Origin of the sequence: Rhizobium sp. SG_E_25_P2 (genome assembly GCF_029892285.1) — a bacterium.
Lineage (GTDB): Bacteria > Pseudomonadota > Alphaproteobacteria > Rhizobiales > Rhizobiaceae > Rhizobium_E.
Genome location: NZ_JARXVM010000012.1, coordinates 100827 through 115803, shown reverse-complemented (window position 1 = coordinate 115803; position 14977 = coordinate 100827). Strand labels below are relative to the sequence as shown.

The following is a 14977-nucleotide window of genomic DNA, read 5'->3' as shown; positions in this document are numbered from 1 at the left end:
AAGGCTTCAACAAGGGGAGGGCGCGGAGAGATCCGCGCCCTTTTCGTTTTCGGTTTTCGCCGCGCTCCCGTAGTCTGTCGGTCTAACGATTTTGATTCTTGAAATGCGAGGAAGCGCCGATGATCGAAGTGCCCGTGTCCTGGGGAGAATTGGTCGACAAGATCACCATTCTGCAAATCAAATCCGACCGGATGACGGATGAGGGGAAGCTGGTCAATGTCCGCAAGGAATTGACGCTTCTGACTGAAAAGCTCGGAGCGCATGCCGAGAACGACGATGTTTCCCGGTTGACTAAGGCGCTTTACGACGTCAACGCCGAGCTCTGGGATATCGAGGACGATATCCGCGATTGTGAGAATTCCGGCGATTTCAGCGATAAATTCGTCCAGCTTGCCCGCGCCGTCTATATCACCAACGATAAACGCGCCGAATTGAAGCGCGAGGTCAACTTCGCGCTAGGGTCGGGTCTTATGGAGGAGAAGTCCTACCAGAAGTACAAGGTCCAATAAGGCGGTTCGCCGTCGGGAAAGCAGGAGCGAAGAAAGCATGGGCGGGGAGATGACCGGGGTTGAGCGTTATTCCGTGGATGATTGCCGGCGATTGCTCGGCGATGGCAAGATAGCGGAGAGTCTCGCGGCTTTGGAGGATCTCTCCCGTCTACATCCTCGCGACGCGTCGGTGTTTCATTATATGGGCGTCGCCCTGCATCTGTCGGATCGTTCGGCGGATTCGCTGGGTTATTTCCAGCAAGCGATCGAGCTTGACCAGACGCAGGCAAGCGCCTGGCAGAATTACTCGACGGCCTTGCTGGCCAGCGGTCAGGTCGAGGAGGCGGTTGTCGCCGCACAGCAATCGGTCGCTTTGAGGCCGGGCGCGATCGGCGGCTACACCAATCTCGGCGTCGCCCTGGCGCGCGCGGGTCGGTTCGCTGAGGCCTACGACGCCGTGGCGCGGGGGCTTGCCATGGATGCCGACAATGTCGGCCTTCTGGTTCAGGCGGCGCAATTGTCGCTCGACCTCCGGGAACATGCGCGGGCGCATCAACTCGCCGCCGCGGCGATGAAAATCGCGCCCGATAGCATCGAGGCTCACCTGTCTCTCGGGGCCGCTTTTCAGGCCGTAGGCCGGGATCGTGAGGCTTTGGCGGAATTCGAATGGGTGTTGCAGCGCAGTCCCGAGCAGAAAGTGGCCTTCATCAATGGCGGCGCGTCGCTCCGGAATCTCGGTCTGGTTGACGCTGCCATCAATCATTACGTCGACGGCCTCAAGCGCTGGCCCGATTGGGAATTGCTGCGCTACAACATCTCCGTGAACCGTCTGTATCGCGGCGACTGGCTGGACGCCTGGGACGATTACGAACTGAGGCTGCGCGTATCTGCGGCGCTGGAAAAGACCCCGGTGTCGGATATGCCTCTCTGGGCGGGAGAAGAACTGCCGGATGGACGTCTGTTGGTCGTCCACGAGCAGGGATTCGGCGACGTCTTTCAATTTATCCGCCTGTTGCCGCCGGCGCGGAAGCGGGTCAAGGAACTCGTATTCGTCTGCCATCGGCGCATGTTCAATGTCCTGTCGCGCCTTGATCTCTTCACCAAGACCGATATCCAGTTGCGTTCGGACGCGGAGCCTTTGCCCGAGCATTCCGCATGGTTGCCGCTGATGTCGCTGCCGCGGCTTGCGCGGCTTGAGCCTGGCAATGTGCCGATCGGCGTCAGCCGTTTTCGCGTCGAGGCCGAACGGGCCGAAAAATGGCGCCGTTTTGGCCTGCGCGGCGAATCCAAGACCACCTGGCGCATTGGGCTCTGCTGGCAGGGCAATCCCAAAACGTCGGTCGATATCGGTCGCTCCATCCCGCTTTCGGCTATGGCGCCGCTCGCAGTTCTATCGGATCGCGCCAATTTCATCTCCCTACAGCGGCATTTCGGCCTCGACCAGCCGGCGCCTGCGGGCCTGCAGGTTTTGTCTCCGGGCGGTGACTTTGATGCCGGTGACGAGGCTTTCGTCGACACCGCAGCGATGATTATGTCTCTCGACCTCGTGATCACCTCGGACACGGTGGTGGCCCATCTCGCCGGATTGCTGGGCCGGCCGGTCTGGCTGTTCCTCAAGAAAGCGCCGGATTGGCGCTGGGGCGGCGAGGGGAGCCTGACGCCCTGGTATCCCAGCATGCGCTTGTTCCGCCAGAAGCAGGCGGGCGATTGGCGCTCCACATTCGAGGAAGCCAGCGCCGACCTCGTCGATCTGTTCGGCGCGCTCGGCCAGGATTACGGCGAGCAGCCGGTCAAGGATGGCGTCAAATTGCACGGCATCGGCCAGTTCCAAAACGCGATCGCGCTGTATGGCAAGGCTATCGCGTATCGTCGCGATGACGCACATCTGATGAATCTCCAAGCTATGGCGCTGTTGGAAGGTGGTCGACGCAGCCCGGAAGCGGCGCGCAAGGGACTGGCCTTCGCCATGCAATCGGTGGCGATGGCGCCCGGAACCGCCGACTACTGGAGCAATCTCGCGGTGCTCTTCGATAGCCTGGGCCAGCGCGCCGACGCTCGCCGCGCGCTGAATTTCGCCCTGGCGGTCAATCCGTCTCATTCTCCCTCGCTGGTGTCGCTCGCCAAGCGCGAATCGGCCGAAGGCAAGCATGCCGAGGCGCTGGCGCGGCTGGAAAGCGTCGCCAAGCGCGATCCGAAAACCACGACCGTGCTCACCGCGCTGTCTTCGGTCTATTCCGACATGGGCAACCATATTGAAGCGGAACGCGCCATGCGCAGGGCCGTTGACCTGGAGCCGGAAAACGCCAAGCTCTGGGTGCAACTGGGAGCCACGCTGAATACGGCGGAAAAATTCCGGGAGGCGGCGGAAGCCTGGGAGCAGGCCTCTTTCCTCGATCCCAAGAACACCGACGCGCTGTCCAATCTCGGCGTCTACGAGCGCAATCACGGCGATCTCGGCCTGTCGCTGTTTTACCAGCGCCGCGCCGTCGCCATCGATCCCAAACATGCGGAAGGCTGGAACAATCTCGGCATCGCCGAAATGGAGGGCGATGACGACGAGGCGGCCAAGCGCGCTTTTTCGACGGCCATTTCCGTCCGTCCGGGTTACGCCGACGCCCATCTGGCGCTCGGCATGGCCCTGCTCAACGAAGGCGAATACGAACGCGGCCTGCAGCACTACGAATGGCGGCTGAAATCTGACAAGCTTGGCCTGATGGCCAATCGCCCGCGCGTACCGCTCTGGGCCGGCGAAGATCCCAAAGGCCTGAAGATTCTGCTGATGGCCGAACAAGGTTTCGGCGACGCTTTCCAGTTCTGCCGTTACGCGACCTGGTTCAAGGAACGCGGCGCCGACAAAGTCTATATCGCCTGCCGGACGGTGATCGGTCACCTGCTGAAAACGGTGCCGGGCGTCGACGGCGTGTTTGGCGATGGCGACAAGCTGCCCAAGACCGACGCCATGGCCTATATGATGAGCATGCCCGGGCTCACCGGCATGCGGCTTGAAACGATCCCATCGCGGGTGAGTTACTTCACCGCCAATGCCGAACGAGTGACGAAATGGGCGGAGTGGCTGGCTGAAAAGCCGGGCTTCCGTGTCGGCGTCGTCTGGCAGGGCAATCCCGATCCCAAGGTCGACAAGGGCCGTTCCTATCCGCTGACAGCGCTTGAGCCGCTGTCAAAAATCCCAGGCGTCCGGCTGATCGCCCTGCAGAAGGGCAAGGGAGAGGAACAGATCGACGCGCTCGGCGGGCTGTTCGAGGTCGAGCGCCCTGGCGCAGATTACGATGCCGGCAAGGAAGCTTTTGCCGACACCGCCGCGATGATGATGAATCTCGACCTGATCGTCACCTCCGACACGGCGGTGGCGCATCTCGCAGGCGCGCTCGGTCGTCCCTGCTGGGTGATCTTGAAGGCCCATCCGGAATGGCGTTGGCTGCGCGATCGGTCCGACAGCCCCTGGTATCCAGAAACGCGGCTGTTCCGCCGATATGCGGGCGAAGTGGAGCCAAAGCCTTTCGCCGCGGTCATGGGACGCGTGGCCGCCGCGCTGGAGAAGCTCGCCAACGGTGATCTCTCGCAACGTCGTGTTTCGGCGCCGGCCGCGCCCGGCGAGATCAAGCCCTTCGATCCCCTGGCGACCTACAACGCCGCCCATGAGGCGCAGCGCAAGAATGACTTCGCCGGCGCCCAGAAGGGTTTCGCCAGCGTGCTCGGCTATAAGAAGCTGCGCCCGAGCGCGCTGCATATGCTCGGCGTCAGCGCGCTGCATCAGGATCGCAACGCGCAAGCCGCCGTGCTTTTCCGCGAGGCGGAGCGGGAAGGCGAGAATTCGCCGGAATTCCTGACCAATTACTCGATCAGCCTGAGACGTTTGAACCGGCAGAAACAGGCGATGTCCCTGTTGTCGCGCGCCATCGCCATCAAGCCGACGGCGGAAGCGCATTTGTCCTACGGCAATATTCTCCGCGACGAGACCCGCTTTGAAGAGGCGGTGGAGCAGTATCGCGCCGCCATCCGTCTGAAGCCGAAATTGTCCAAGGCCCATCGCGGCATTGGCAACGCCATGCGCGACCTGCATCGCCCGGAAGAATCGCTGGCGGCTTTCGAGATCGCTCGCTCGCTGGAAGGCGAGGATCTCGACATGATTCTCGACCACGCGCACGCCAAACTGTTCGCGGGTGATTTCATCGGCGGCTTCCGCGACTACGAGGCGCGCTGGGGCAGCAAGGAAATGCGCAAGCGCGATTTCAGCGTGCCGCGCTGGGACGGCGCGCCGGCGCCCGACAAGGTGTTGCTGGTGCATGGCGAACAGGGTTTTGGCGACAATATCCAGTTCATCCGCTTCGTGGCGGAGGCGGCGCGGCGCGTCGGCAAGCTGGTGCTGGAAATGCGCGGCCCGCTGCTCAACCTGTTCCGCACCATCGATTTCGGTCCCAATGTGGTCCTGATAGAACAGGGGCGCAATCGTCCGCAGATGGATCTCGAAGTGCCGATTCTCAGCCTGCCGCTGGTCTTCGGCGTGACGGTTGACACGGTGCCGCCGCCGTCGGTTTTCAACATTGATCCAGCCCGCGTCGCGGCCTGGAAAAACCGCTTTGCCGGCGAGGACCTGAATGTCGGTCTGATCTGGCAAGGCAATCCCAAGGCTCGCGCCGACGCCGGCCGTTCGCCGCCGCTTTCGGCGCTTGAGCCCTTGTTTGCGGTTGCCGGCGTACGTTTCGTCAGCCTGCAGAAGACCGATGGGATCGAGCAGATCGCCTCCTGCGCCTTTGCCCGCTCGATGCTGGTCCCGGGGCAGGATCTTGGCGATTTCGCTGAAACGGCCGCGGCTATTCTGGGGCTGGATCTCGTCGTGTCGTCCTGCACCGCGACGCTGCATCTGGCGGCGAGCCTGGGCGTGCCGACATTTGGTCTGTTGAAGTATCACGCCGACTGGCGCTGGCTGAACGAGCGTTCGGACAGCCCCTGGTATCCGTCGCTGACACTGTTCCGTCAGACGTCAGTGGGTGACTGGGCAAGCGCCGTCGCGCCGGCCGCCGAACGGCTGGCGGCCCTGGCGGCGGCGCGCTGAGGAGAATTGCAATGACGGCGCAGCCCCGACAGACCATGAGCGATGAGGATGTGCAGGCCCGGCTCACGCGCGCGGTGGATCTCCACAAGCAGCGGGATTATGCCGGCGCCATCGCTGTTTATCGCGAGGTTCTCGCCTGGAATCGCGGCCATTTCGACGCGCAATCGCTGATGGCCTCCGCGTTGCGGCAATCCGGTCGTCTCGATCAGGCGCTGCAGATCTTCGATGATCTCGCGGACATGCAACCGATTCGCGCGGATTTCTGGTTCAACCGCGGCAATGCGCTCACCGACGCGGCGCGATTTGACGACGCGGTCTTCTCCTATCGCAAGGCGATTGAACTGGGACCGCAATCGGCGCAAACGATGTGCAATCTCGCGATCGCGCTGGCGAAAAGCGGCAATCTCGACGAGGCGGAACAGGCCTATCGTCAGACGCTCGTTCTGGAGCCGGCTCACAAGATCGCAATGCATAATCTCGGCAATCTGCTTGTCGACACCAGCAGGTCGCATGAAGGGATTGCGCTGCTTCGCCAGGCGACCGCGCTATGGCCCGACGCCGCCGAAGGCCACTACAATCTCGGTCTGGCGCTCATGCGGCTTGGCGATTTCGCCAATGGCTTCCGCGAATATGAGTGGCGCTGGCAGACCCCCGATTTCAAGGAGCGGCCGAGCTACCGCAATATTCCGGAATGGCAGGGCGAACCGCTTGCTGGCAAGCGCATCATCGTGCATGGCGAACAGGGGCTTGGCGATACGATCCAGTTCGCGCGCCTCCTCGGCTTGCTTGCGTCACTGGGTGGTGACGTGGTGTTCCATGTGCCGGAAAAGCTCGCCGCGCTGATGCAGTCGCTGCCATTTCCCATCAAGGTTACGGGAACGCATGGTGCTTCCGATGGCGATTTTCACACGGCCTTGTTGAGCCTGCCGCATCGGCTGAAGCTGACGCTTGGCGCGGTTCCGGTCATGGCCGCGCATCTGACCGCGCCGGCCGAGGCGGCAGCCGTCTGGAAAGCGCGTCTCCGGGACGATGGTCGTCGCAAGATCGGTCTGGTCTGGAAGGGCAATCCCAATTCCCCGGCGGAAAGGGGCAGGAGCCTGTCGTCGCCCGAAGATCTGGCGCCCTTCGCCGCCATGGCCGACGCCAGGCTGATCGCGTTGCAGAAGCTCGATCGCGAAGACCTCGAGCCCACCGATTTCGGAACCGGTTGGCGCGTGAAAGGCGTGAGCTATCTGCTCGAACACCCAGGGCCCGATGCGGACTCCGGCCCCGACGCCTTCATCGACACCGCCGCGATCATGGCCAATCTCGATCTGGTGGTTTCGGTCTGCACCGCGCCTTTGCATCTCGCCGGCGCGCTCGGCCGTCGCACGATCGCCATGTTGCGCGCGGTGCCGGATTGGCGCTGGCAGACGGCGGGCGACACGACGCCCTGGTATCCGTCCATGCGGCTGGAGCGACAAAACGCTGGAGAAAGCTATGCGCCGGTGATCGACCGCGCCGCTGCTCGCGCGGCCGTCATGCTCACGCCCAGTTGAGGGCGATGGCCGCTACGGCGAGATAGCGGCCGAGCTTGGCGATCGACACCAGGATCAGGAAGGGCAGGAGAGGTTCGCGCAGCACGCCGGCGATCAGCGTGATGGGATCGCCAATGATCGGGACCCAGCTCAGCAGCAGGCTGTAGCGGCCATATTTGTTGTACCAGAGCGCGGCGCGGTCAAGCTGCGCCTGGCTCGCCGGAAACCAGCGACGGCCGCCGAAGCGCTCGATACCCCGGCCCAGCGCCCAATTGACGACAGATCCGAGAATATTGCCGAGGCTCGCCGCCGCGATCAGCAGCATGGTCTGATGACCGCCGGAAATCAGCAGCCCCGCGAGCAGGGCCTCCGATTGCATGGGCAGAAGGGTCGCAGCCCCGAAGGCGGCGAGAAACAGGCCGCCATAGACCGCGATGTCCATCCGCGATGTCCGCCTCAGGCCCGGTTTGCGAGCACGATCTTGCGCATCTGCTCGGCCGTGCGCGACCAGGAATAACCGCCAAGTTTGGCCGCGCCGCGCTCGCCGCGACGGCGGGCGTCGTTGCGGTCGCGCCAGGCGCGCTCCAGCGCATCCTCGATTTCGTCGACGCTGCTTTCGCCCCAGCCGGAGACCGAGCCGACGCCGGCGCCTTCGCCGCTAACGCTGGCCTGCGTTTCCAGCGCATAGCAGTTCTTGCCGTCGATCAGGTCGAGATGACCTGTGTTGGCCGACAGGATGGTCGGCACGCCGCAGGCCATAGCTTCCATGGCCACCAGATTGGTGCCGCCTTCGGAGCGGTTCGGAAACAGCGCCACGTCCATTTCACGCAGGATCGGCGGCATCAGCGCATTCGGCACGGCGCCCAGATCGAGAAACTGCGTGTCGGCCAGACCATTGGCGCGGGCCCAGGCGGCGAGATCCGGCTTGTTGTCGGCGCCGAAGGGCAGGGGCGCGGCTTTGCCGGAACGGTCGAGCGTGCGGGCGAATTGCGGCCAGGGGCTATGCCAGGCCGACACGAGCAGCGCCTCTGGATGGCGTTTCGCGAAACGGGCGAAGCCGGCCATCACCAGGTCTTGGCCCTTGCGCAGCTCCAGTTTGCCGCCTGAGAACACCATGAAGCGATCAGACAACACGCCCTGCCGCTGAGCGGGATGGAAGAGGGTGGGGTCGATGCCCTGGATGACCGTGGTGACATTGCTCAGACCATAGGCGCGCAGGATCTCTTCGTTCCAGGTCGAGCCGCAGACGATCAGCGGAAAGCGTTTGGCGCGGGCCAGCGTCTCGGCGGAGAGCTGCGGGATTTCAAAAAACACCACGCCGATGGTCGGTTTGCCATGGATCTCAGTGTTGTGCGGTCCCTTGCTCATCGAGAAATCATTGCCGAGCGCCGATAGCAACGTCGCCTCGACATTGGCAGCCTTGCCCTCGAACGGCTTGAGCTGGGACACGAACTGGCGGGAATTGTATTCGAAGCCGCGCAGCGCCAGCCGCCTCAGCGGATCCACCACCACCTGGTCGGGATTATAGGCGAAGGACGTGCGGGCCTCGATGCCGGAATCCCCCGCCCAGTTGAGCGCGAGGTTGAGGCCATAGACGCCCCAGCCGAAAAAGCTCGAAATTCCCCAATGAATGATGACCTGTTGATTCATGCCCGTCCGCCCCAGCGATTCTGTCTGGCGACTGTAGTGGAGGAGCAAGCTGGATAGAACCTTGACCGGTGGTTTTATCCGGCGTCTTTTTCCGTCGTGGCAGGGTTGCGGAAATCGATCGCGCGGTCGTCAGGCAGGAAAGATGTGCCGATGACGCGGATCTTCGGGTCGGGCGTATAGGGGCGCTCCTTGCGCGTCAGGTCTTGCGAGGGCTCCTGAGCTAATCCCCCACGCAATGTCGGCTTGACCCAGACGATCGAGCCTGCCGGCTTCTTTGGCTGCTCCTTGCCGGAGACAACAGCCTCGCGCCGCAGCATTTCCTTGTAATAGAGCGAAAAATTACAGCCGCATTGGGCGCTTTTGGGCTGGGTGCGGAAGCGCCAGGCATAGGACTGCGCCGCATAGTCTTCGCCCGACATCGCCGAGCGCATCTCGGTGCTTTCGCTGGCGATGCTGCGGTAGAAGAGCTCGGTCTCGTTGCCTGGGCACATCATCGAGCAGACCTGGGCGTCGCGACGGAAATTGAAGCTCGAAGCGCGGGACGAAATCGGGAAATAGCCGCCGTCGCAGGTGCGCACGCACAGCGTCACCAGTCCGCCGCTGGCGCCGGCGCCGCCGAGATCGACGAAACCGTGGCTGGCGGGACCAACCTCGCTATCGGGGGCGCGAATGATCTCCATGCCGCCGGGCGCGTCCTGCACCAACGGCGTTAACGCCTCCTCTGGCGCGCTGACGAGAGGGCGCGCGCGGTTGCAGTCATTGGCGTTGAGTTCCTGTTGTAGACGGCGTCGATTCCGCGCCTGATCGTCCGCCGTGGACAACAGCGAAATGCGCTTGCTTTCCAACATGGATAGATTGCGCCGCATCCGCGCCTGCTTGTCCTCAAGATCCGAGCATGCGGCGTCCGAGGCGGCGCCGACGGTCAGGATGCTGCCGGATGAGCAGCCTTTTTCGCGCAATGAGACCGCCAGCTCGCGCAGCGACTTTTTCTGGTCATTTATGGCGCGGGCATATTTGCGGCTTTGCGCGGTCGGGTTTTCTCGGCTGGACAGCGTGGCGAGATCAAAACTCAGCCTTTCGCAGATGTCCGAGCCAAGCGCCGCGCCTGGAAACACAAGGCCGGCCAGCACGACAGGCAGGATCAGGCGATTTATCATGACCGCGCGGCGCACCTTGTTTGTGGATTTCATGTCCCGGAACCGAGATCATTCTCCGAAAAACATGAATGCGCGCTTAACGATCCTGTTTCAAAACCACCCTGTCATAATGGTGAAACAGGAGTCTGCTTTTCCAAGGGCGAAAATAATCGTGAGGCGATGTCATGTCAGAAGATGCAGACTCTCAATCCACCCGCCGCGTGCGCACCCTGTTTCTCTCCGACATTCATCTGGGATCAAAGGCCGCCAAAGCGGACTTTCTTCTCGATTTCCTGCGCGTCCACGAGGCCGAAACCATCGTTTTGGTCGGCGACATCGTCGATGGCTGGCGGCTGAAACGCAACTGGCACTGGCCGCAAAACTGCAACGACGTTGTCCAGAAACTGTTGCGCAAGGCTCGCAAGGGCGCCCGCATCGTCTATATCCCCGGCAATCACGACGCCTTCATGCGCGATTATCCCGGCATCCATTTCGGCGGCATCGAAGTCGAGAAGAACATCATCCACGAGGCCGCCGACGGCAAGCGCTATCTCGTGCTGCATGGCGATGAATTCGACGTGGTCGTGCGCAACGCCAAGTTTATCGCCCATCTCGGCGATTGGGCTTATGACATGGCGATCGCGCTGAACGTGATCATCGCCAAGGTCCGCCGCCGTCTCGGCCTGCCTTACTGGTCGTTTTCGGCCTGGGCCAAGCTGCAGGTCAAGCGCGCTGTCAATTTCATCGGCGAATTCCAGAATGTCGTCGCCGAAGAGGCTCGCCGTCATCAGGTCGATGGCGTCATCTGCGGCCATATCCATCACGCGGTGATCGAGGATATCGGCGGCGTCAAATATATCAACACTGGCGACTGGGTCGAAAGCTGCACCGCCATCATCGAGAATTTCGACGGCTCGATGGAGCTGGTGCGCTGGAATAAGGTGGAGAAGGCCAAGTCCGAGCCGAGCCCGCTCGTGCCGATCAAGCTTCTGACCGCGCCCAAACCCGAAATGGAAGTCGCCGCCCGCGCGGCGGTGTGATCACGAAAGCCGGATATGAATAAGGCCGCGACGGGTAACCGCTGCGGCCTTTCGCATGCGATAGCATGGCTGTCAGGGAAACAGGCCGCGCGTCTCTTTGGCCTGGGCCACCTTGTCGACGCCGATCGCCATGGCCGCGACGCGATGGGAGATATTGTCCTTTTCCACACGCGCGATGACCCGCTGGAAAGCGTCGTCGAGCAGGCCGCGCAGGCGGTCGAGCACTTCATGCCGCTTCCAGAACAGTTGCTGCAGGTCCTGCACCCATTCGAAATAGCTGACGATGACGCCGCCGGAATTGCACAGAATATCCGGGATCACGAAAATCTCGTCACGGCGCTGGTCGAGCACGGCGTCGGCTTCCGGCGTGGTCGGGCCGTTGGCGGCTTCGGCGAGAATGCGGCAATTCAACTTGGCCGCGACGTCTGCGTCGATCACCCGTTCGATGGCCGCCGGCACGAGGATGTCGCAGGACTGTACGAGCAACTGGTTCGGGTCGAACAGGGCTTCGGTCGAAAAGCCCTTCAGCGATCCGTGCCGCGCGGTATGCGCGATCAGCGCGTCGACGTCGAGGCCCTTGCGGTCGAGATAGCAGGCGGTGTGGTCGGAGACGCCGATGATCTTCACGCCCTGGCGCGAAAGTTCGATCGCGGCGTAGGAGCCGACATTGCCAAACCCCTGGATGATCGCGGTGGTTTCCGACGGCGTCATCTTGAGCCTCTCCATCGACCGGCCGATCAGATGCGCGACGCCGAGGCCTGTCGCTTCGCGCCGGCCTTCGGTGCCGCCTGAGGAGACCGGCTTGCCGGTGACGATTTCGTTGACGGTCCGGCCCTGATACATGGAATAGGTGTCCATGAACCAGGCCATGACCTGTTCATTGGTGCCCATATCCGGCGCCATGACGTCGATATGCGGGCCGACAAAGGGGATCATTTCCTGCATGTAGCGGCGCGACAGGCTTTCGAGTTCGCGCTTGGACAGCGAATAGGCGTCGACGGTGACGCCGCCCTTGGCGCCGCCATAGGGCAGGCCGGCCAGCGCGCATTTCCAGCTCATCCAGATCGCCAGCGCCGAGACTTCGCCGATATCGACGCTGGGCGCGAAACGGGTGCCGCCTTTGGTGGGGCCGAGCGTCAGGTGATGCTGGACGCGATAGCCTTGAAACACCGCGACCTCGCCATTGTCCATATGGATCGGGCAGGAAATGGTGATCGCGCGCTTGGGATAAAGCAGCCGGTCGCGGCGGCCTTCCGGAATTTCGAGATAGTCGGCGACGCTGCGAAACTGGTTGCGGGCCATTTCGAACACTGGCCCGGTGTAAATGCTGGACATGTCACTCCCCTTGCCGCCTCTGAATCGGCTAATTCATGGTCGGCGGCTACCATGAGTAGAAAATAGGGTCATTTCCATTCCTTTCGGATCGATCCGAAATCAGCCTGAATCGTGACGAAGTTAAGCCGAAAGTCCAGAAAAATCCGAAAACCGAGATAATATTTGATCAATATCGGCGACAATTCCTGTGAAATCCTACAAATCGCAGGAAAAACACCTTTGATCCTGGAAATAAGGTAGCAACTTTCGGTAAGGCGGTCATCGTAAAATATACGGATAAACCCGCAAAGATTACGGAGTGTTGCGGCTTTGCAATCAGTATGACGAATTGACGCCGCGTCGGATTTTTGCATGGCGAAGCGACGGCGCGAGTGATAGCCGATGGTTGTCTCGGCCATTCATTGCTTCGTCGGGGCGCCGGAGGAGGCCGTCATCCCCGACGGCCGGCGACAGGAATACCACAATGCATCAGCCGCTTTCCGTCAGCCAACGCGCCGGCGCGCCGCATTTGTTCGGCTTGCGCGTTGCACTGTTGTTCTGCGCGCCGCTGATGGTCAACGGTATTGGTCTACCCTACTTTCCGGTCTTTCTCGATTATCTCGGCATGAGCGACGCCGAAATTGGCATCATCCTGGCGATGCCGCATCTGCTCCGGATGATCGGAACGCCGCTCGGGTCCTGGGCTGCGGATCGCGCCTCGGATCGCGTGCATGTGCTTGTCTGGTCTTCGGTCGTATCGCTGATCACGGCGCTGGCCCTCTGCTTCAGCCAGTCCTTCTGGGCGGTGCTGATCATCTATGGCCTGCAGGGCATCGCTTACGCGCCTTATGTGCCGGTCGCCGAGGCAATCCTGGTCACCGGCGTGCGACGCTGGGGCTTTGATTACGGCGTCATCAGGCTCTGGGGCTCTGCCGCCTTCATCCTCACAAATCTGATCGGCGGCTGGCTGTTCGCCATTGCCGGCGGCGGCATGGTCGCGCCGGCCATGGCCGCCTTCTTCGTGTTGACCATCGTCACGGCCCTGACCGCGCCGAGACTCGGCCGCGCCGGTTTTCGCGCGAGCGCTGCGGGCGATGTCGCGCCGGCCGCGGGTCCGTCGCCTTTCCTGAAGCCGTTTTTCATCCTGGCGATCGGCGGCGCCGCGCTCTCGCAGGGCAGTCATGCGATGCTGTTCACCTTCGCCTCGATCTACTGGGCCAAGCAGGGCTACAGCGGCGAGGCGATCAGCCTGTTCTGGGCGGCGGGCGTCGTGGCGGAAATCCTGATGTTCTGGCTGTCGGCCCGTTTCCTGTCGCGCATTTCGCTCTGGGGGCTCATCCTGTTCGGCTGCGGCGTCGCCGTGCTGCGCTGGATCATCTTTCCGATGGAACTCGGCTTCTGGGGCCATCTCGGCCTGCAATGCGCCCACGCCTTCACCTTCGCCACCGCCCATATCGGCATTCAGCGTTTTCTGATCGCCCATGTCGATGAGAGCCGGGAAGCGTCCGGGCAGGGCTATTACACCACCATGATCGCGCTGTTCATGGCCTTGGGCACCTGGGTCTCGGGCTATCTCTACAATGCTTTCGGCGTGCACGGCTTCTACGCCATGTCCATTGCCGCCGGCCTCGGTTTCGTGATGGTGCTCTGGGCGCGGCTCATTCAGCCCCAGAGCGCCGGCGCGGGCGGCGCCACCGTCGATCCCTCATAGACCAGCCCCGGCTCGCAATCGCGCGCAAGTAGCAAGGGACCGTCGAGATCGACGAAATCGGCGCCTTGCGCCAGCAGCGTCGCCGGCGCCATGGCGAGCGACGAGCCCACCATACAGCCGACCATGATCTTGAAGCCGAGCCGTTCGGCCTCGCGCTTCATCGCCAGCGCTTCCGTCAGCCCACCGGTCTTGTCGAGCTTGATATTGACCGCGTCATAGCGGTCGCGGAGACCGGCGAGATCTGCCGTCGCATGCACGCTCTCATCGGCGCAAACGGGCACCGGCCGATCAATGGTCGCAAGCAACTGGTCGCGGCCGGCGGGCAGGGGCTGCTCGATCAGGCTCACTTTGCATTCCGCCGCCACCGCCAGAAGCGAAACAAGCGTCTCCTCGCTCCAGCCTTCATTGGCGTCGAGGATCAGGGCGCTTTCGGGCGCGCCGGCGCGGATGGCGCGAATACGCGCCTCGTCGCCTTCGGCGCCGAGCTTGATCTTCAGGAGCGTGCGATGGGCGTACTCAGCCGCCTGCCGCCCCATGGCCTCAGCGTCGCCGAGCGACAGGGTGTAGGCGGTGATCAGCGGCGCAGGCGCTATGACCCCGATACGGTCCGCCACCCGTCCCAGGCCGAGCTTGGCCTCGAGATCCCACAGCGCGCAATCGACTGCATTGCGCGCTGCGCCAGGCCGCATCCGCGCGAGCAGGTCGTCGCGACCCACGCCCTTTGCTATTGCATCGCCGATTGCCGCGATTTCGGCTTCGACGCTTTCCATCGTCTCGCCATAACGGCGATAGGGTACGCATTCGCCGCGTCCGACCGCCCCGCCATCGGTGATTGCGCAGACGATCACCTCGGCCTCCGTCTTGGCGCCGCGCGAAATGCGGAACTCGCCGGCGATCGGGTAGCGATGAAATGTGATTTCCAGGGCACGCGTCATGATAGAATCCTCAATCGCGTCATGCTGATCAAAACAGCGCCTTGCTCCACTGGTTAAACTATTGTCAATAGTGCCCTTACGTGACTCGCCCTATGGCGACGACTTTTCAGTG

The 14977-nt window shown here is 62.5% G+C and carries 11 protein-coding genes; 5 read left to right on the top strand and 6 right to left on the bottom strand.

The annotated features are described in order from the left end of the window. The first annotated feature begins 119 nt into the window (after window positions 1-119). Genes M2360_RS17155 through M2360_RS17145 form a run of 3 tightly spaced genes read left to right on the top strand, consistent with a single transcriptional unit; the run spans window position 120 to window position 7100 of the window. Complete coding sequence (locus tag M2360_RS17155; protein ID WP_280776486.1) at window positions 120-509, top strand: DUF6165 family protein; 390 nt, start codon at window positions 120-122, stop codon at window positions 507-509. Between the two features lie 37 nt (window positions 510-546). Continuing rightward, the gene (locus tag M2360_RS17150; protein WP_280776485.1) at window positions 547-5562 is read left to right on the top strand and encodes a tetratricopeptide repeat protein; all 5016 of its coding nucleotides are present in this window, start codon (window positions 547-549) and stop codon (window positions 5560-5562) included. 11 nt (window positions 5563-5573) lie between these two features. Then, complete coding sequence (locus M2360_RS17145; RefSeq protein ID WP_280776484.1) at window positions 5574-7100, top strand: tetratricopeptide repeat protein; 1527 nt, start codon at window positions 5574-5576, stop codon at window positions 7098-7100. Here M2360_RS17145 and M2360_RS17140 read toward each other — a convergent pair. From M2360_RS17140 to M2360_RS17130, 3 genes are all read right to left on the bottom strand, one after another. Next, a complete protein-coding gene (locus M2360_RS17140; protein WP_280776483.1) occupies window positions 7087-7521 on the bottom strand; it encodes a YqaA family protein in 435 nt (144 codons plus the stop codon). The genes M2360_RS17145 and M2360_RS17140 overlap by 14 nt on opposite strands. A 14-nt stretch (window positions 7522-7535) precedes the next feature. Beyond that, window positions 7536-8729: a glycosyltransferase family 4 protein gene (locus M2360_RS17135; RefSeq protein WP_280776482.1), complete on the bottom strand. Its 1194-nt coding sequence runs from the start codon at window positions 8727-8729 to the stop codon at window positions 7536-7538. Between the two features lie 74 nt (window positions 8730-8803). After that, entirely contained in the window at window positions 8804-9919 is a 1116-nt protein-coding gene (locus M2360_RS17130; RefSeq protein WP_280776481.1) for a DUF2865 domain-containing protein, read from the bottom strand. Between the two features lie 131 nt (window positions 9920-10050). On the opposite strand from M2360_RS17130, the gene M2360_RS17125 reads away from it, so the two are divergent. After that, on the top strand, window positions 10051-10905 hold the full coding sequence (locus tag M2360_RS17125; RefSeq protein ID WP_280776480.1) for a UDP-2,3-diacylglucosamine diphosphatase: 855 nt from the start codon (window positions 10051-10053) through the stop codon (window positions 10903-10905). A gap of 72 nt (window positions 10906-10977) precedes the next feature. Here the strand turns inward: M2360_RS17125 and M2360_RS17120 are convergent, their stop codons facing one another. Next, window positions 10978-12240, bottom strand: coding sequence for a Glu/Leu/Phe/Val dehydrogenase (locus M2360_RS17120; RefSeq protein WP_280776479.1), 1263 nt, complete (start codon window positions 12238-12240; stop codon window positions 10978-10980). A gap of 68 nt (window positions 12241-12308) precedes the next feature. Further along, window positions 12309-12638 (bottom strand): hypothetical protein, encoded by a 330-nt coding sequence (locus M2360_RS17115; RefSeq protein WP_280776478.1) that lies wholly within the window; start codon window positions 12636-12638, stop codon window positions 12309-12311. Between the two features lie 65 nt (window positions 12639-12703). Between M2360_RS17115 and M2360_RS17110 the strand changes: the two genes are divergently transcribed. Then, window positions 12704-13930 carry an MFS transporter gene (locus M2360_RS17110; protein ID WP_280776477.1) on the top strand — a complete coding sequence of 409 codons (1227 nt, stop codon included), beginning with the start codon at window positions 12704-12706 and terminating at the stop codon, window positions 13928-13930. Here the strand turns inward: M2360_RS17110 and dgcA are convergent. Further along, window positions 13882-14865, bottom strand: coding sequence for an N-acetyl-D-Glu racemase DgcA (gene dgcA, locus M2360_RS17105; RefSeq protein WP_280776476.1), 984 nt, complete (start codon window positions 14863-14865; stop codon window positions 13882-13884). The genes M2360_RS17110 and dgcA overlap by 49 nt on opposite strands. Window positions 14866-14977: the final 112 nt, after the last annotated feature.